This is a genomic window from Stieleria varia, from assembly GCF_038443385.1.
GTDB lineage: Bacteria > Planctomycetota > Planctomycetia > Pirellulales > Pirellulaceae > Stieleria > Stieleria varia.
The window spans coordinates 7572276-7591735 of record NZ_CP151726.1; the positions used below are offsets into that span (position 1 = coordinate 7572276).

Below are 19460 nucleotides of genomic sequence, written 5' to 3' on the forward strand. Positions count from 1 at the left end.
ATGGACTTACCCCTCTTGGCCGTAGAAACTACGCCTTGATTTGACTACGATTGGCAAACGTTCAGAATTCTTTCGCAAAGTGATGTGAGCGATGTCCAAAACGGAAAGCAGCACAAACATCAGTTTGATCGCCCGAATTCAGGCCAGTGAGCGGGAAGAGGATGCCTGGATAGAATTCGTTGAGCGTTACGGACAACGCATCTTTCAATGGTGCGAAAAACGTGGCCTGCAGCCCAGCGACGCCGAAGACGTGACCCAACAGGTCTTGATTCGCATTGCCAAGTACCTCCGAAATTTTCGGTATGACGCGAAGCAGAGTTTTCGCGGTTATCTGCAACGAATGACGGGAAATGCGATCAACGATTTCTTCGGTCGCCAGCATCGCCAGCTGCCTGCTGAGCAACCCGACAGCATTTCTTGGATTGATTCGGTCGAGGCCAAATCAGAATTGCTGCAACAATTGAGCGAAGTCTTCGACTTGGAGCTCTTAGAATTTGCCATGACACGCGTGCGGTCTCGGGTTTCCGACAAGCGGTGGCGTGCTTGGCACGAAACCACCATCCGAGGCCGCGAGAACAGAGAAGTCGCTGATGAATTAGGCATGCCATTGGGCTCGCTGTACGCTGCGAAGAATCAAGTCGCCACGCAGGTTCGTGCGGAGATCGAAGTGTTGGAATCAGCCGACGAAGAGAAACTTTGTGCCGATACGCCTGTGGATTGAGCGGAACTCGCCTGACGACCTGCGACTCATCGTCGGTTCGCGGACAATGTCTCTATTCGCAAAAAGGGAAACAACTCCGTTCGAAGTTGTTTTGATCTCGAGAAAGTTGGATGGAATTCATGACACTCGACTGCCCGAATCGTGACGAGCTGGATGCTTTTTTGAACGAAAGGCTTCCAACAACACAGGTCAGCAAGATTGAAACGCACATCGAGACGTGTGTCGTATGTCAACGGGTTTTGGATGATTGCTGCGCTGATTCGATTTTCCCCCCACCCCAAGCAAGCGGCTCAACGAAACTACCTCTGGGGCGCTGGAACGCGGAGGTGGTGGCGCGGTTGGTAAACGCCGTCCACATTTCAAACAACGCGTCTTCTGCGGCGTCCGAGAACCCATTGGTTCCTCCCGAGATTGACGGCTACGAAATCCAAGCCCTGCTGGGTCGTGGCGGAATGGGGGCTGTTTATCAGGCTGTGCAGTTGGATTTACAGCGTAATGTTGCGATCAAAATTCTCGATCGGATTCATTGCAGCGATCCGGAGATGCTGCAAAAACGCTTTTCGAGAGAAGCACGCATCACGGCGAGATTGGATCACACCTCGATTGTCCCTGTCTTCAATGTTGGCACCGATTCATCGGGAAGATTCTTTTACACCATGCGAAGCGTGAGCGGACGCACCCTCTCCGAAATCTTTCGACTGGCAAGGGACGAACGCGAAGGTTGGAATCAATCTCGTGCGTTGGGCGTGATGGTGCGGGTTTGTCAAACCATCGCTTTCGCTCACAGCCAAAGGATTGTTCATCGTGACATAAAGCCATCGAATGTCATGGTGGGTGACCTGGGTGATGTTTATGTCTTGGACTGGGGGTTGGCGGTTGAATTAACGAATCAGCGCACCAATGGCATGGTAGCCGTTGATTCGAACGAGGCAAACGATCCGATTGACCCCAAGATCGCCAATGAGGTGAGTTTTTTTGACGATGAGGCTCGGCAATCCCAGCTCGACTCAGAGACTCAAGGTCAGTCGCTCGTGTCGACCGTCTTCGCGCCCCAGATCGATCACTCCCGGGGCGGTGAGCGAAGTCTGCTGACGATTGACGGCACCGTTCTAGGGACGCCGTCTTACATGTCTCCGGAGCAGGCTTCCGGGAATGTTTCACTGATTGGCACCCATTCGGACATCTATTCGCTCGGAGCCATCTTGTATGAATTGCTCGCCGGATGTTCCCCCTTTCACAAAGAAAGACAGTCTGGCGGGTCACGTGGCGTGATCGCCGCCGTTCTGCAACGCGAGCCCACAAGCGTTCTCCAATTCAATCGAGAGGTCGCACCCGGGCTGTTAGCGATTTGCCAAAAGGCGATGGCACGATCGATCGATCAACGCTACGAATCGTCACGTAGCATGGCGGAGGATCTCCAGGCATTCTTGGATCAACGAGTCGTGCAAGCCTATCAGACGGGCGCGATAGCTGGTGTCAAATTATGGATCCGTCGAAATCGTGGGCTCGCCGCTGCGGTATCACTGGCGTTCTTTTTTGCGATCATGGGGCTAACCACGACAGCACTGGTTCAATGGAAAGCAAAGAAGCAATTGACCGAGGTCAATGCCGAAATCCAAACCACGTTGGTCCGAGAATCCAGGGAAAAAGATCGAGCCACAGCAGCTTCGCATCGGGCTCAGAGCGTCTTGGCGGATATGTACACGTCGCGTGGGTTGCGATTGGAGAATGAATCTCGGCACAATGAATCCCTGCTTTGGTATGCGGAAGCGGCGATTGAGGCCGAGAATGATCCGACGAGATACAACGCTAATCTCCTCAGGGCTCGTAATGCGGCCAAACAAGCAACCGTCCCCGTCGGTGCTTTCATGATCAACGCAGATTACCTTCATGACTGTCATTTCCTCGACGATGGACGGCAATTATTGATTCATGCTGGTGACGACGTCACCATCAGGGACTGGTCGACACCTGATTCTGATCCGACTTATTACGCCAAGTGCACTGCGGTCTGCCCGAACGTTCGAGGCGATCAAGTTGCCGTCGGACGACCCGACGGCCGAATCGAAATTCTCGGAATGCCGGCCGCCACGCTGCAGCAAGAACTGCAGATGAAATCGGCAGTATCCGCGCTGTGCCACAACGAATCAACATCGACCTGGGCGTTCGCATCTGGCAATCAGATTCGTCTTTGGCGCAGCGAACAAGATGATTTTTTCGGTGGCTATGGACTAGTGGATGGATGGATCGATTCGGTCACGTTTTCCCCTGACGGAAAGCGGCTGGCGGTCGCGACCAAACAACACCAAGCATTCGTCTTTGAAATCGATGCAAACGGATTGAGCGAGACGCCTGTCCTCGGACCTGTCCCCCATCGACACATTGATCACACGGGACCACCTCGAGGACCGGTTTTTTTCGATCGCGGTAGCACACTGGTTTGCATCCCCGTCGAACAGCAACTTTCGTTTTGGGACATTGACTCAGAACCCCCCAGCCAACCTCGTGTGCAGAATTCCCAGGCTAATTACGATGCGGACCGTATCGTCAGCAACCTCGCTGCGGATCGATTTGCAACGATCTCCAACCATCGGATGGAAGTCTATCACGCCGGGGCCAAAGGTGTTGCCAATCGAAAGCCTCACTCGAATGCGATTTTGGCGGTTGCACTGAGCAGCGATGGCACACTGTTGACCGCGGGGCGTGAAGGGTTGGCTCAGTTAGCGGATTTTGATACGGGAGATTCACTCAGCGGGCCGATGCTGCACGAACATCCGGTACGTGGGGCCGCCATTTCGAATGATGCTCGCTATCTGGCGATGATCGAAGAAAAGGGATTGGTTCGGATTTGGAAACGGCAAAGTGAAAAGGTGGTACGCAGGGCATTCACTCATTGGGGCCGTGCGGTACGCTTGAGCGCAGATGGAACACTCGTTTCTCCTGGATTCTGGAACGAAGATTCATCGCCCGAAGCGTTGACGCTGACCCGTTTACGCGTGGTCGATGCGCGGTCCGGCGATCGGGTAGGCACGGCAATCGACACGCCGGTTCCCTTCCGGGAATCCTGCGTATGCTCGGGAAATGAAATCGTCGCGATCGCTTGGAACCGTAACGAGTTAGGCTTTCTCGCTTTCTTTGAAATCAAGACAGGTAAACCGGTTTGCGAACCACTGCCAATGCCGACCCCGATTCTGTCAATCGACGCTCATCCCACAGCTCCTCAGGTCGCCGTTCTGCATCATACAGGTGTGCAAGTCATTGACCTTGGTAGCAGCCAACGGCTTCACGAACGACATCACCCAAAATCGGATTCCTATTTCAACAAAATTCGATACAGTCGTGATGGCACCAAGATGCTCATGCACCGCGATTCCCACACGATTCAGGTCGTTGACGCCAGTAGCGGCGCATCCGCCCCGTTGCTGATGCAAACCGATCCTGCTTCTTTCATTCGCACCTTTGAAACTTCATCGGACGACCGTTGGCTTGCGATCGGAGCGGTCATCGAGGGACGTGAATCAGCCGTTGTGGTTTTTGATCTGAGCACTGGCCGCCAAGTCAGCGAACTGCTTCGGATCCCCGGCGGATGGTTCGCGATTTTCGACGTTGCCTTCAGTCCCGATGGAAAATACGTGGCGGCAGGCGGAAATGCGGGTGAGGCGAGGTGTTGGGACTGGCAAACGGGACGCCCAGTTTGCTCGGCGATGACAACCGATGGAGAAATCTTTAGCTTGGCGTTCACTCCCCAAGGTTACCTGATCACTGTTGCATCGCGGTGTCATGACGTTTGGGATATCCGAACCGGATCTCGGGTTCTCGCATTGCACAGCGATTCGTCAAAGAGCGACTATGCCGAGAGCCATTGCTCCGCGATCCTGACTCCCGATGGCAACCATTTGGTGGGGTGCAACGCGCGGAGCGAAATGCTCGGCGTGACGCAACTGCATCAATGGCTATCGGTGCCTCAAGACACCTTAGGGGCATTCAAACTATTGGGGCAGCTTGCCTCATCGACGGATGTGAACATGGGAAAAGCACAATTTATTTCATCCTCTCGATGGTTTGATCATTGGAAGACGCTGTGTCGCTTGCCGGACTCACCACAGATCCAACCGGATGACTGGCAAGCTCTAATGACGATCTATGCAATGACCGGCAATTGGCGGTCCATGATCCGGCTCGCCAATGAGTTTCCCCAAAGTGCGGTCGAAACTGCCGAACATCTCATGCAAGCGAGGCGATGGGACGAGGCCATCGAAGTACTGAATCTCGCCATTGAACGCACGCCAGCCGACAGTACCCTCGTCGCGCAACGAGCCAAAGCTTTCATCGGGGCCGGTCGATACGAGCAAGCCGCGATCGATTTGCAACAATCTCGAGCGAACGAAACCTGGGTGATACGAGATGTGTACGATCAGCTACGACGTCAAAACCTGATCGCGCCGGCTGCCCAGACCGGGCTGATGCTACTCGAACGCGAAACCGACGACATGTTATCTGTCTGGCAAACCCTTGCACCGATGCTTGTTTTCACAGACAGGGAAGAGGATTACCGAACTTGGTCGAGCCGAATCGCTTCGCGATTCTCAGATGTGTCGGATCCTGAGATCGCCTCGACCGTATGTTTTTCTTGTGCACTGATACCGAGTACCGACATCCTGTCCGTCTTGCCAGTCGATGCATTGGTTAATGAACCCGCCGACAAACGTGGACCGACCGTTGGTGGCATTTGGACAACCCGGGCACTGATGGCCTACCGGCGAGGAAAACTTGAGCAAGCCAAGGAGTGTTTGGATCAAGCGATCGCGCATGGTCCATGGCATTTGCAGCGTTCGATCTGCATGACCTTGCAAGCCGCCGTGGCTTGCGCTTCTGGTCGAGCCGAAGAGGCGAAGGAGCACTTTCGGAATGCGAGAATTCAGCTCGACAACGCAAGACGCTACGCCGAGGACAACCGAAAGTGGCCAAACGACCTTGAGGTCTTGGTTCAGGAAGTGTCCTTGCAACTGGATAGAGCAGCGACCATCACGACGACCGATCGAAAGGGCAGCGGTTGATCCACGAAATCATCAGCAGGTGCTGGAATGAAAGCCGGTGTGAGGATTCGGGAAGTTTTCCACGTAGTTTTGGGTTGAAGCACCGGTATCACTTATCGAACGAATCCATCCTTCCGCATCGCTCTTGAGGCTTTCTGGTCTCGTGCGTGGCGTTGTCTTCACCAATTAACAGCTACTCCCACAATCGATCGGATGACCATGGATCACTGTCCCAGTCACGATCTGCTCGACGCATTTCTCGACGCGAAGCTCCATCCGCAACAATATCACGACATGGAGTCTCATATTGAGACTTGTGTTGGGTGTCAAGAGACGCTCAACGCGCGTTGTGAGTCTCACGACACCATTGCAACACTTCACCGATCCGCGAAGTCGCAGCAAGGTAAAGGGCACTGGTATTTGGATCGCGTTGAGCGTTTGGCACATGCATTGAGGCAAGCGGAGACCGATGACCTTGCCAAATTGGCTCAGGATTCGGTCACGATGAGATCAGTGCCAACGCTGACCGGTTACGCAATCGAGGGGATCTTAGGGCGTGGCGGGATGGGGATCGTGCTCAAAGCACGGCACCAACGAATGCAACGCGACGTCGCGATCAAAGTTCTGCCAGAAAGCGCCGTTCGGCAGCCATCGTTTATTGGTCGTTTTTATCGTGAGGCTCAAGCGGTAGCCAGATTGGCTCACCCTAACATCGTTTCGGCTTACGATGCTGGTGAACAAGATGGAATCCACTACCTCGTCATGGAGTTCGTCGATGGGCACGATCTTGAGGAAATCCTTAAACGGCAAGGTCCATTGGCGTTGGATGATGTCCTCGAGTGCATGATTCAAGCCGCGCAAGGTTTGGCGTACGCGCATGGTCGAGGCATCATTCATCGCGATATCAAACCTGCCAATTTATTGCTGCAGCCCGATGGTGTCATCAAAATCTTGGATATGGGCTTGGCGCGTATGACTGAATTGGGACTTGAGGGCACCGACACGAATGCTCAATTCACACTTGCCGGCCAGATCATGGGCACGGTCGACTTCATGGCACCCGAACAGGCACTCGACACCCGATCGGCAGACGCCCGCGCCGACATCTACAGTCTCGGCTGCACCATGTTTCGGTTGCTCACGGGCGCCAGTCCCTTTCCAGGCGATACCGTGATGAAGAAACTCATCTCACATCGAGATGATGCGATACCCAAATTGAACGAGAAGCGGCCCGACATCCCAATGGCAATCGATGTGATCCTTCAAAAGATGATGGCCAAGACCCCGGATCAACGATATGAGTCGATGGACGAGGTGATCTCTCATTTGCGTACCGTGCGCGACGAAGAAACGGGCCTGGGCGTCCCTAATTTGGTCGGCCTGGCTGAACAAGCCAACCGGATCGGAGCAACTCAAGTTGACGATTTTGTCGAATCCTACGGTGAAACTCAGACTTGTGCTGGCTCAGCTTCGACGTTGACGGAACATTACTCGATCAGTGCAGAGGGATATCCAAATGTCGATGCCGCAACGAGCGAACCGGTAACCAGCTTGCCTGAAACCGATTCTGAAGGAAACGACCAACATCACCGCTGGCCATCGATTGTCGCGATGTTAGGTGGTATTCCCCTGCTTGTCGCCGCCGTTGTCTTGCTCATCCAAACACCGCACGGAGTCCTGAAGATCGAGATCGAAGATCCGTCCATTGAAGTTTCTGTCGGTGCTGACGAACGACTTCGTGTCACGGGAAGCCATGGCGAGTTCCAGGTCGTGCCGGGACCACATCGTTTGCAAATCATGGTAGGCGATCAAACCTTTCAAACCAAAGAATTCACAATCGGCAAAGGGGATGACGTCGCTCTTCGCATTGCGATGATCGACAATCAGAAGGTACGAATCATCCGTGATGGAAAGTCTATCGAAGAGCTTAAGATATCGAATTCTTTGGAGCTGAAATCTATAAGCGACGCCGCTTCGCTGCCTTCCCAAATCTCTGCTTCCGATGGAACCAATCGTCCACCAAGCCCCAATAGCGACCGCGAATCGCTGATGGTTATGTCAGACGAATATCCCGGAAACCACGCCTTGTGGCTGAGCGTCAGGAACGAACATTACGTCGATGTGCCGACGCTGACGGCGAGTACAGTCTGGGATCGTTTTCAGAAAACGGGAGCGTCGACATTGGAGATATGGATCCAACGCGACCGCAAAGGGATGGATGTGCACGAAGCATATCTTGGCATCCAGCACTTCGCGATCAACAGCGCTCCAGGATCCGGCTTCATCGCGGACGGCGAAGCGTCCGGACGTGGGGCTCCTTCGATTCGCTTTCGTGACCTCTACGGGCCACTCTGGCACCAAGAGCAAGCCTCCCGTTGGATGCATGTCGCCGCCGTCGACGAGTTGGAGAAGCAACGGCGGTTGTACATCAATGGAAAACTTGTAGGAAGCGGACCATCGGATTCCGATTGGGGCGCCGGTGGCGGAGGCAAGTGGCAAACCACGATGAAACTGGGGGCAACGATGGTGGGAGCGATCGGTGAAGCCCGAATCTCGATGAACGCCAGGTACCACGACGACTTTGTCCCCGAATTCAATTTTAAAAGCGACGAACACACTCTTGCCTTGTACCATGTGAATGAAGGCAGCGGAGACATTCTGCATGATTCGTCAGGAAACGAGCATCATGGAAAAATCATTGGGGCTAAATGGCTCACCTTATCCCCACATTGAACCTGGACATCCCTAGCCTTCATTTGGTCGTTCGATCTTAGATTGATTCGATTGAACCTTCATCACCAACCACTCACGTGCCCGATTGCCCTCCCGCCGAGATTCTCCAGCGATTCGTCGACGAAAGACTTTCGGCGGATGCGTGTTCGCGATTGGAGGGACACATCGGCGATTGTGTCGACTGCCAAAGCAAACTCGATCATCTCTGCGCGAGCGTCTTGCCAGCCGTGCACGTGATGATCGATCCACAGCACCTTCCGATTCCTGACAGAGCTTGGAGCCCAGCCCGCGCCGAACGCTTGGCAGCGGCCGTTCGCAAAGCCAACTCGCCGCACCCGCCAACACATTCAAGTGAAGTCCCGTTGCTGTCGTCAGTGGACACTGACGACGGCGGGACGTACGGCGAAGAAACCACTGGCGGCGACTCGCAGCAATTGCCGGAAACCATTGATCCTGGTGAAGACGATTCGCCAAACTCGGAAATCTCATACGCCGAGAAAGCTCGCGTTTCTTCCCCCATCAGGAAAATCGACGACTACGAGATCGTCAGCGAAATCGCTCGTGGAGGGATGGGAATCGTCTACAAAGCATGGGACGTCAAACTCAAATGCTTCCTGGCACTAAAAACGATCGTGTCGGGTGAACTCGCCAGCGAACGAAACTTATATCGATTTCAACGCGAAGCCGAAGCGACCGCAAAGCTACGACATCCGAACATCGTTCGCATCCACCGAGTCGGTGAATGCAACGGACTGCACTATTTCACGATGGACTTCATCGCGGGACCAACTCTTCAGCATCTGGCGAAGCAACAATCGTTGAGCGAAGCGGACGCAGTTCGCCTAACGATTGAAATCTGTGATGCCATCGCTTATGCACACAAGAACGGGGTGTTGCATCGAGACCTGAAACCCTCCAATGTGCTCACCGATGAAACCGGGCGAGCCATGGTCACTGATTTTGGCTTGGCCAAGTGTTTGGAAGACGACAGTGACTTCAGCCAAACCGGTCAAGCGATCGGAACCCCCAGTTATATGCCTCCCGAACAAGCGGCAGGTCGTAAAGATGAGATCGGATTTCAAAGCGACGTCTATTCCATCGGTGCCCTGCTGTTTCACTTGTTGACCGGTCGAGCACCGTTTGTCGGGGAAACACATCATGCGATCATTCATCAAGTGCTTGAGTCAGAAACCGTCTCTCCCCGAAAGCTCAACCCTAAAGTCAGCCGATCACTTGAGATCATTTGTGTTAAGTGTCTCCAGAAAGAATGCTCGCGTCGTTACACCACGGCTTTAGAACTCAAGCAAGATTTGGAACGATTCCAGTTGGGATATCCCATCCTCGCTCGACGCGCTTCCCCGTTTGAACGTTTGCAAAGTTGGTGCCGCCGAAATCGGGCGATCGCTGCCATGATCGTCATCACGTTGTTAACATTCGGCATTGGAATCGCGATGACAAGGCATCGCAGCCGCATGGTGACTGAAAACATGATGGCACGTGTCGACTCTGCGTGGGATCGTCTGAATGCCCAGATGCAGTCCGTCGACTTGACCCATCAATCTTCCCATGACGAGCTCGTGCCGCGACGCGTCGGGATGGACGCCGATCAGCTACAGGCGGCGTTGGACGGTTACGACGATGCGATCGCCGCATGGCAAACATTCAATGGAACCAGCGTCCTCAGCGAGCAAAGGCGTTTCGATATTGCCGAGGCATCGTATCGTGTGGCAAAGGCGAGTCGGTTGCTCGGCGACTTCCCTCGCTCTGAACATGCCTTTCAAACGGCGATCGATCGATTGCAGAAGTTGAGCCAACAGGTTCCGGCCAATCCTCAATATGCAACGTTGCTCGGCGAAGCCTACGACTATCTCGGTGAACTCTATCGCGACCACGGACATCGTCAGCAAGCGGAGTCGGCATACCAGAAGTCCTTGTCACTGCTCAAAGACGCTCAGGCAAAGTTCCCAGAGAATCCCGCAACGAGTCAAGAGTTGGCGCGCGTCGAGAATAACCACGGACTACTGCTTGAGAGCGAGGGGAAACTCGATGCCGCCGCGCGACGATACGCTCAATCCGAGAAGATCTTACGTCAACAGAATTTGCGAGATTCGGAAAATATTGAGTCGCAGATCGATTTGGCTCGTACGCTGATCAACCTCGGGCGGATGGAACGTATTCGTCATCGCTACGAAGACGCGGAGAATGCGTATCGTGAAGCGATCGACGAACTTCAGGGGCTCTTTGATCTGGAACCCGACAATCGCCGAATCGAGTTTCTGCTTGCCGTGACGCAGCGAAATCTCGGTTATATGTTCAGTGAACAACTCAACGACCCTGTCAAAGCCCAACGCTGGTTGGTGTTGGCGCTAGATCACTTCAACGATTTGCCAACAAGTGTTCCCGAGTATCAGTTCAACAAGATCATCTGCTTGGTGAATTTGACCAGTCTCCATGGCCTCAGTGGCGACGAAGCCGGCTTGGAAAAATGCCGATCTTTCTACAAGAGTTCACTTGAGGCGATGAATCGATTGATCACCGAGTTCCCAGGGATCGCAGAATACGAATCCTGGATGGGTTTGATTCAGGGAAACGGATCAGCCATTGCCGCGATGGAAAAACAAACGTCGTTGGCCAAGGACCGCATCACTGAGGCGATCAAGCACCAACAGCAAGCGGTTGAATTACAGCCCAACAACCTCGACTATCAGCAACGTTTGGCCAGCCATCGGCAGTTTCAATCGACGTTGTCAACGGGCCAATCATCCGACTAGGTAAACTGGGTCCACCCTGCGGGTTATTTGCTTTTTTCACCCTTCAGATTCTCAATCCGCCGATTTCAGATAGGAATGCAGATCGTAACGCTTGCATCTGTCGTCTCACCGCAGTCAACGGCGGACCGATGGATGCAGCCTCCCTGACGGGCCACTGAACATAATGAACCGACACGCCCTGCCAATTCTTGTGACTCTCGTCTGGTTCTCGCAGGTTGTGGCTCAATTTCAAGGCGGGGATACCGGTGTGGGGTACATCGATTCGTCAATTGTTCGCAACCAAATTCGGTTTCGCTACGACTCGGCGTACGATAGTCCTACTCCCTATCGAGCGGAATTTCTCTATCCCAAGTCCTCTGCACCCATTGGCGGAGTCGCTGATCCGAACGCACCGGGACCTCCGTTGCCAGAAACCGGAATCGATTTCCAGGAATTTCGTTTCTACGCCGAATCACTGCTCGTCGACGATCTGATCTCCGGATTCATTGAAGTTCCTTTTCGCTTGATCAATCCCGATGTCAATGAGAACGCCGCAGGCATATCGGATATCCAGTTGGGTTTGAAAGCGGCCTTATTGACCAGCGACCAAGAGTATCTCACCTTTCAATTCCGGACGTCGTTTCCGACGGGCGATGGTTCCAAAGGACTGGGAACGGAGACCGTGCGTTTGGAACCAGGATTACTGTTCCTAAAACGTCTTTCGTCGGGCACGCTGATCGAAGGCGAAGTGCGAGACATCATTCCGATCGGGGGTACGAATTGGGCCGGCAACGTATTGCGTTATGGAGTAGGTGTCTCACAGCCCTGGTTCTTCAACGAATCTTATCGCTTTTCACCCGTTGTGGAGACGGTCGCTTGGTCCGTGCTCGGCGGCCGAGTCGGCAAGGGAATCAATACGCCGCTTGAACGAGTCGAAGACGCAAATACGACGATCGCGAACATCAAGGTCGGCGCGAGGCTCGACCTTCTCAGCTCGTCGCACGGCGACGGTTGGCATTCCATCTATCTCGGCTATGGTCGTGCACTGACCGGTGCGCAGTGGTACGACGACGTGATTCGGGCTGAAATCCGGCTCGCATTCTGATGGGCACTTCTATTGCTCAATCGGGACCGCCTCGGCCAAGGTCAACAATGCAATCGATGCCGGGATGTTCAAACCAGGTTTGTTAGAAAAAAGACAACAAGCCAACGTTCATTTCCGTCGGGCTCGTCCCGGCGGGATCACAACTGGTAGCTACCCATGGCCGACATTGCGACTGCAGTCCCTTGCTTTCCCCGCGAATCGCCTAAGGCGATTCGCGGGGAAAGCAAGGGAGAGCGTGGATCGCGTATTGCGTAGCTGCCAGTTGGCGCTCCGACCGGGGCAAGCCCAGCGGAAGCGAGAGGTACTGCCGGGGACAGGTACTGCCGGGGACAGAGCACTTCGCTCCTCGGCCACTTTACCGATGGCGGGGTCTTTGTTGACAAACCTCTGGGCTGGCCCTGTGTCAAGCAGAAAGCGAATCATTGCCCGTCCCCGAACATCTGCTCTCGCACCGCTTGGACATTGAATTCCGCAAACTTCCGATCGAAATCATCAGCCCGAATTATTCACCAAACACTTTTAGATTTTAGAGCCCCATCGCGAGATTCGTTGCGTTTAAGGAGTTATACAACGACTTCAAAACCGCAATGAGGATCACGCAATGGGTGAAAGCAAGACTAACATTCTTGAGCCTGAATTCATCCGTTCAATCAAGGTTCAAACCACGGATCATCGACTCACGTCCAACTCTGGCGTTATTCTCCTTCGCGAGGCAGATCATCGACTTGGAATACTCTCTTCCATCGCCCAGAATGTTGATGATCCCAGACGCGACGATCGTATCCGCTACACCATCACAGAATTGCTCCGAGAACGTAATACGCGATGGCCGTTGGCTATCGGCTCAAGATGATCTCGATCGTCTTGCACACGACCCTGCCTTTCGCGCTGCTGTCTGGGATCGCCCTGGTCAGAATGTCATCAACGAGCGGCTCGCCAGCCAACCGACCCAGTCACGGCTCATCAGCACCTTGACCGCGAACACTGGCAATCTTGAAGCGGTTCGCAATGGCCTTACACATTCTATCGAGCAACACATCAAAGCCTCTGGCAGTGGGCGGCGTGCTCGGCACGCAACGATCGATATCGATAGCTTTCCAATCGAAATCCACGGCAAGCAAAAAGGGGCCTCCTACAACGGCTACTACAACGGCTACTACAAGAAAACGGTTTACCATCCCCTGGTAGCTTCATTCTCGGTTGCTGGCGACTACGACAGCGGGCGCAGCGGCAAACGATTGGGAAATGGCTTCATCCACGCAACATTGCGTCAGGGGCAAGTGCACACGGCAAACGGTGTCAACCGATTCATTAACACCGTTCAAAAGCAGGCTTCAAAACTTGCGGTCAATGTGGACTACCCAATGGATGCGGGCTACACGATCCCATCTGTGATGGACTGCATGACTGACCGGAACTTGCGTTTTGTGGGGCGTCTGAAGGGGAATTCAAAACTAGACGCCCTCGCCGCCGAGCATGTCTATCGTCCTGCAGGGCGTCCACCTGAAGGCGGATACGAATACACCAGCTGGGTGCCTATCAAATCGATACATGGAAACATTCTCAACGGTTGATTCTCGTTGTCGTCGACAAGCCAGATCCTCAAACTGGCCAATTGGATTTAGTGCTCGCTATTTTTTCTTGGTAACCAATTGGCAGGAAGATCAGCGCAGTGCCGAGGAACTGTTGGCACACTACCGTCCACGAGGAACGTTTGAAGATCGCTTGGGAGAGTTCAATGCAGCAATCGGCCCTCATCTGTCGTCACAACCGTTCAAGGCGAACGAAGCAACGATGCTGCTTGGTCTGCTTTCATTCAACCTCAGTTCGATCTGCCGCAACGAATTGGAAGACGCAGTAGGCGGGTGCTGGGACCTGACGCGGTTCCAACTATTCATTTTGAAAATCGGTGGTGAGATTATCAAGCACAGTCGTCGAGCAGTGCTTCGCATCGCCGAGTCGGCTCAACCATTTTGGTCACGATTGATTGAACGATTTGAATCGTGGACATCGCCTAGAGACGCGACAACGACCGCTCCATCGCCACGCCCTTGGATGCCTCCACCGGCACATTCCCATCTGTGCGAAGTTTTACGCACGTGACGGAGCCCATCGCTGCGAAACACGAATTGGGGGTAGGGGGAACTGCGCTCCGAACGCAAAAAAATGCGTTAGAATCAGCATTCGCTACCGAGATCGAATCGAGTCAGACAAAAAACGATTCACCGACGTAGTTGGTGAATAATTCGGGTTCAAAGTACTTTTGTGGCTCGCATTAAGGAGATCCAACAGGAGAAGAAGTTACTCGCGGCATCCCAAGATGAGCTAGACCAACTCTTCGCCTCCCTCCAACACCTTGCGTTTCGAGGGGAACTTTCATGACGGCAAACGAGGGCACGCGATGAGCAATTTTGACTTCCTCACCTCCCACCATCAGCCGATGGGCGTTAGCCCCGGTTCCTACACGGTGGAAACTGACGCAACAAAAACCGCGGCTAACGCCGTACGGCTAATTGGACTAAAACGACCTGCGGCTTCCACTATCAGCCGATGGGCGTTAGCCCCGGTTCTTACACGGTGGAAACTGACGCAACAAAAACCGCGGCTAACGCCGTACGGCTAATTGGACTAAAACGAACTGCGGCTTCCACTATCAGCCGATGGGCGTTAGCCCCGGTTCCTACACGGTGGAAACTGACGCAACAAAAACCGCGGCTAACGCCGTGCGGCTAATTGGACTAAAACGACCTGCGGCTTCCACTATCAGCCGATGGGCGTTAGCCCCGGTTCCTACACGGTGGAAACTGACGCAACAAAAACCGAGGCTAACGCCGTGCGGCTAATTGGACTAAAACGACCTGCGGCTTCCACTATCAGCCGATGGGCGTTAGCCCCGGTTCCTACACGGCGGAAACTGACGCAACAAAAACCGCGGCTAACACCGTGCGGCTAATTGGACTAAAACGACCTGCGGCTTCCACTATCAGCCGATGGGCGTTAGCCCCGGTTCCTACACGGTGGAAACTGACGCAACAAAAACCGCGGCTAACGCCGTACGGCTAATTGGACTAAAACGAACTGCGGCTTCCACTATCAGCCGATGGGCGTTAGCCCCGGTTCCTACACGGTGGAAACTGACGCAACAAAAACCGCGGCTAACGCCGTGCGGCTAATTGGACTAAAACGAACTGCGGCTTCCACTATCAGCCGATGGGCGTTAGCCCCGGTTCCTACACGGTGGAAACTGACGCATCAAAAACAGCGGCTAACGCCGTGCGGCTGATTGGGATAAAACGAACTGCGGCTTCCACTATCAGCCGATGGGCGTTAGCCCCGGTTCCTACACGGCGGAAACTGACGCAACAAAAACCGCGGCTAACGCCGTACGGCTAATTGGACTAAAACGACCTGCGGCTTCCATCATCAGCCGATGGGCGTTAGCCCCGGTTCCTACACGGTGGAAACTGACGCAACAAGAACCGCGGCTAACGCCGTGCGGCTAATTGGGATAAAACGAACTGCGGCTGAATTTGTGGGGCTGAACCGATGAATGATGAACCACTCGCCTACTTCATTACCTTCACGGTCTACGGGACATTCTTGCAGGGCGATGCTCGTTGGTGGCGTTCCCGGAATGAAGGCTCGCGACCGCCTCAACCATTTCTTGAGCAATGGCATCGTGATCGACTGAATCACGATGTGGTGCTGCTCGACGATGAACAACGCTCCGTCGTCGAGGCCGAGATCCAACGCCTGTGCGAATTTCGCGGCTGGGAACTTTGGAAAGCGAACCCGCGCAGCAATCACGTTCATGTTGTGGTGACGGCGACAGGATACAACGGGGCGAAGGTTAGAGATCAGATCAAGGCAAACTGCACAAGGGTGATTCGAGAACGTTGGCCATCATTCATTGACCGGCCCGTCTGGACAGCCGGCGGCGACTGGCAATGCGTCAACACGGAAGAAGAATTGGAGCAACTGATTCAGTACGCCGGTGAAGCTCAGGATCGGAAAGATCGCGATGTCGGGTGAACCCTTCATCAGCCGATGGGCGTTAGCCCCGGTTATTTACACGTAACAGAGAAAACCGGGGCTAACGCCCGTCGGCTGATTTTTCAGTAGGAAACAATCATGCGCAACTTTGACTTCCTCACCTCCGAATGGAAGGACATCCACGAAGCGGCCAGCAAAGCCGAGTCGGCGGCGATCCCCGATCCTCGCACCGTTCACCAAGCGACGCTTTAACGTCAAAATCGCAGAAAAACGGGCACATTCGTTCTTTTTATTCAAATTGCAGGCGAACTGGCAGCTTGACATTTACGTCTAACTCTACACATAGTTAAAGTGTGTGCTAAAATATGACCGACAAGATACCTGAGTTCGACTCCGCTGGATTGCTGGCCATCGGAGACTACGAGGTGACGCTCGCTGAACTACGGGATTCCATCCTGGTTCAGGGGCCGCGCAATCGCATTGAGTATCCGACCTGGGATGCGAGCTGGCGATTGTGGTTGGTTGATCACTTGGAAATGATGGTGAGGCAACTTTGGTTAGTCGGTGTGGACGAGATTTACATCGATGGCTCATTTGTGGAGGACAAAGATCATCCGAATGACATCGATGGCTATTTCGTTTGCGATTTGGATCGGCTTGAATCAGGTGAGCTTGAGCGCGACTTGAATCTGTTAGATCCGCAGAAGATTTGGACGTGGGACCACGCAATGCGAAAACCCTACGCCGGTTATCCCAAGGCTCAATTACCGATGTGGCATGTCTATCGAGTCGAACTGTACCCGCACGTTGCTGGGTTTGGCTGCGGGATTACCGATGAAAATGGTTACGAACTCGAATTTCCCGCAGCGTTTCGCCGCTCTCGGCGTGACGGGAAACCGCGTGGAATTGTTAAGCTCCGTCAGGAGGTAGATCATGATTAGAAACGAACAGGAATACCGCGAAGCCGTCGAAAGACTGACGGCTGAGAAAAAGCGATTCGACGAACATCGCCAGCGACTGATCGACGACGGTATTAAAAAAGCGGGCGTCCAACGTGTGATGGAACCTTTGATTTCGTTTCACGAGCAATTGCGGGAAGAAGTCGAGCATTACGAGAATTTGAAACGAGGGAAGTTTCCTGACCTGCCGAATTTGAAAGGACTTGGAGTGCTGCTGGTTTCTCTGCGGATTGCTCGAGGAATGTCGCAACGAGAGCTTGCGGCGAAACTAGAGGTGCACGAGTCTCAGGTTTCTCGCGACGAACGTAACGAGTACCACGGCATTACCGTTGATCGCGCAATCAAGATCCTGGATGCGCTTGGTGTGAAACTGCAGACCACGGTCGTCGACGCCCCACTGGGAACCGAAGTCGACGAACTTCAGAGCACCTAAACAGGTAAGGCAGTCGCCATCATTTCGCAGTTTCAATTTCTTTTCGCTGAGTGGAAAGACATTCACGAATCGGCTGCCAAGGCTGAGGCATTAGCGATCCCCGATCCACGCACCTCCTGCTTCTACGCTCGCCGTACGTTGGAGTTGGCGGCGCGGTGGCTTACAAGTTCGACCGGGCTTTGAAACTGCCATACCAAGACAACTTGTCGGCGCTGATTCACGAACCCACGTTCAAGCAAACCGCTGGCGATGCGGTCTTCAACAAAGCGAAGCTGATCAACAAGCGGGGCAATGATGCCGTTCACAGCCACCGGGACGTTTCCGATGCGGATGCGGTTTCAACGGTCCAGGAACTGTTTCACTTCTGCTACTGGTTTGCCCGACTATACGCCCGACGCGATCGGCCGGATCCCGCGCTGACGTTCGATCCGGCGCTTTTGCCGACGACCGCGATCCCCAAGCAAACGCTTAGCCAACTGAAATTGCTTGAGACGCAACTGAAGGAGAAGGACGAGGAACTCTCCGTCTTGTTGGCCGACAAGGACAAGCTGGATGCCGAGATCAAGCTGCTTCGCACGGAAGTGGCCAAGGCGAAAAAGGCGGCCGAGAAGATTCAGGACGATCACGATTACAACGAAGCCGAAACCCGAGATCGCTGGATCGACGAACTGTTGAAAGAATCCGGCTGGCCGCTGGATCAAAAGCGTGATCGCGAGTTCCCCGTGACGGGGATGCCCAATCGCGGAAACATAAGCCGAACGGCGTTAGCCGCGGTTGAAGATGGTAGCGATACCGACGGCGAAGGAACCGGGGCTAACGCCCAGCGGCTGACAGGAGAAGGCTTTGTCGATTACGTGCTGTGGGCGACGATGGCAAGCCGCTGGCGGTGGTCGAGGCCAAACGGACGCGACGCGACCCAAGAACCGGGGAACAGCAGGCAAAGCTGTATGCCGATTGCCTGGAAGCAAGGTATGGCCAGCGACCAATCATTTTCTACTCCAACGGGTACGAACATTGGATTTGGGACGATGCCATGTACGCCCCGCGCCGAGTTCAGGGCTTCTACAAGAAAGCGGAGTTGGAACTGCTGATCCAACGACGCAGTAGTCGCCGTGATTTGGCTTCGGCGACGATCGACGACACGATTGTGGAACGCTATTACCAAACCCGCGCGATCCGGCGAATCGGCGAGTCGTTTGAAAAGGACAACGAACGGAAGTCGCTGCTGGTGATGGCGACGGGCAGCAAAACAAAAGGGGACGAAAACAAAAGGGGACGGGGGTGATTCGCAGGATGTGGCGACGCGGGCATAACCGGGGGGCGTAACCGGGGACAGAACACTTTGCATTTGCTCAACGCAGGCTGATAGAACTGATGCTGAACTCCCCAGCAAAGTGCTCTGTCCCCACGAATTCCATATCGCGTTGTGATGCGTCAGAGTTTCGTTTCTTCCACGAAGATCATAGAGCGTTTGTCGATGACTTGCCGGCGCCACCGCAGGGCATCTTCTCGACGTTCGCTCCGTCACTGGAGATTGGGCTGTCGCATCTTGGTGCTAAGACTCGCGTGAGGCTACTCGATTGCTCTGAACTTTCGGATCGCGTTTCCAGCGGTAACATCTTCGTCGCGATATCCAACGACCAGTATTCCTTTTGGGACGGACGCGTTGTGGATCGAACAATTCAGTTCTTGAAGATGGGGGCGATCTCAAGCACGCCGTTTTGGCGATC

The 19460-nt window shown here is 54.0% G+C and carries 14 protein-coding genes; all 14 read left to right on the forward strand.

Annotation, left to right across the window (positions count from 1 at the left end):
* The first annotated feature begins 91 nt into the window (after positions 1–91).
* The 14 genes from Pla52nx_RS25325 (at position 92) to Pla52nx_RS25375 (ending at position 19015) form a co-directional block, all read left to right on the forward strand.
* Complete coding sequence (locus tag Pla52nx_RS25325) at positions 92–721, forward strand: RNA polymerase sigma factor (protein ID WP_146518714.1); 630 nt, start codon at positions 92–94, stop codon at positions 719–721.
* Between the two features lie 329 nt (positions 722–1050).
* Positions 1051–5778, forward strand: coding sequence for a protein kinase domain-containing protein (locus Pla52nx_RS25330; RefSeq protein ID WP_197454330.1), 4728 nt, complete (start codon positions 1051–1053; stop codon positions 5776–5778).
* 192 nt (positions 5779–5970) lie between these two features.
* Entirely contained in the window at positions 5971–8490 is a 2520-nt protein-coding gene (locus Pla52nx_RS25335) for a protein kinase domain-containing protein (protein ID WP_146518716.1), read from the forward strand.
* A 77-nt stretch (positions 8491–8567) separates the two neighbouring features.
* Positions 8568–11261 (forward strand): serine/threonine-protein kinase, encoded by a 2694-nt coding sequence (locus tag Pla52nx_RS25340; RefSeq protein WP_146518717.1) that lies wholly within the window; start codon positions 8568–8570, stop codon positions 11259–11261.
* Positions 11262–11424: 163 nt separating this feature from the next.
* Positions 11425–12345 (forward strand): hypothetical protein, encoded by a 921-nt coding sequence (locus Pla52nx_RS25345; RefSeq protein ID WP_146518718.1) that lies wholly within the window; start codon positions 11425–11427, stop codon positions 12343–12345.
* Between the two features lie 601 nt (positions 12346–12946).
* Positions 12947–13198, forward strand: a complete 252-nt coding sequence (locus Pla52nx_RS33035; RefSeq protein ID WP_146518719.1) for a transposase — start codon at positions 12947–12949, stop codon at positions 13196–13198.
* Complete coding sequence (locus Pla52nx_RS25350) at positions 13104–13919, forward strand: transposase (RefSeq protein WP_390620375.1); 816 nt, start codon at positions 13104–13106, stop codon at positions 13917–13919. The genes Pla52nx_RS33035 and Pla52nx_RS25350 overlap by 95 nt, the downstream gene beginning before the upstream one ends.
* On the forward strand, positions 13897–14448 hold the full coding sequence (locus Pla52nx_RS33040; protein WP_261344234.1) for a transposase: 552 nt from the start codon (positions 13897–13899) through the stop codon (positions 14446–14448). The genes Pla52nx_RS25350 and Pla52nx_RS33040 overlap by 23 nt, the downstream gene beginning before the upstream one ends.
* A 162-nt stretch (positions 14449–14610) precedes the next feature.
* Entirely contained in the window at positions 14611–14727 is a 117-nt protein-coding gene (locus Pla52nx_RS33045; RefSeq protein WP_197454332.1) for a DUF3967 domain-containing protein, read from the forward strand.
* A 1164-nt stretch (positions 14728–15891) separates the two neighbouring features.
* The gene (locus tag Pla52nx_RS25355) at positions 15892–16377 is read left to right on the forward strand and encodes a transposase (protein WP_146518720.1); all 486 of its coding nucleotides are present in this window, start codon (positions 15892–15894) and stop codon (positions 16375–16377) included.
* 326 nt (positions 16378–16703) lie between these two features.
* Positions 16704–17279: a DUF6932 family protein gene (locus Pla52nx_RS25360; protein ID WP_146518722.1), complete on the forward strand. Its 576-nt coding sequence runs from the start codon at positions 16704–16706 to the stop codon at positions 17277–17279.
* Positions 17272–17730 (forward strand): helix-turn-helix domain-containing protein, encoded by a 459-nt coding sequence (locus Pla52nx_RS25365; RefSeq protein ID WP_146518723.1) that lies wholly within the window; start codon positions 17272–17274, stop codon positions 17728–17730. Before Pla52nx_RS25360 ends, Pla52nx_RS25365 begins: the two co-directional genes overlap by 8 nt.
* Positions 17731–17885: 155 nt before the next feature.
* Positions 17886–18821: a DUF4145 domain-containing protein gene (locus Pla52nx_RS25370; RefSeq protein WP_197454333.1), complete on the forward strand. Its 936-nt coding sequence runs from the start codon at positions 17886–17888 to the stop codon at positions 18819–18821.
* Entirely contained in the window at positions 18809–19015 is a 207-nt protein-coding gene (locus tag Pla52nx_RS25375; RefSeq protein ID WP_197454334.1) for a DEAD/DEAH box helicase family protein, read from the forward strand. Before Pla52nx_RS25370 ends, Pla52nx_RS25375 begins: the two co-directional genes overlap by 13 nt.
* The last annotated feature ends 445 nt before the right edge of the window (positions 19016–19460 follow it).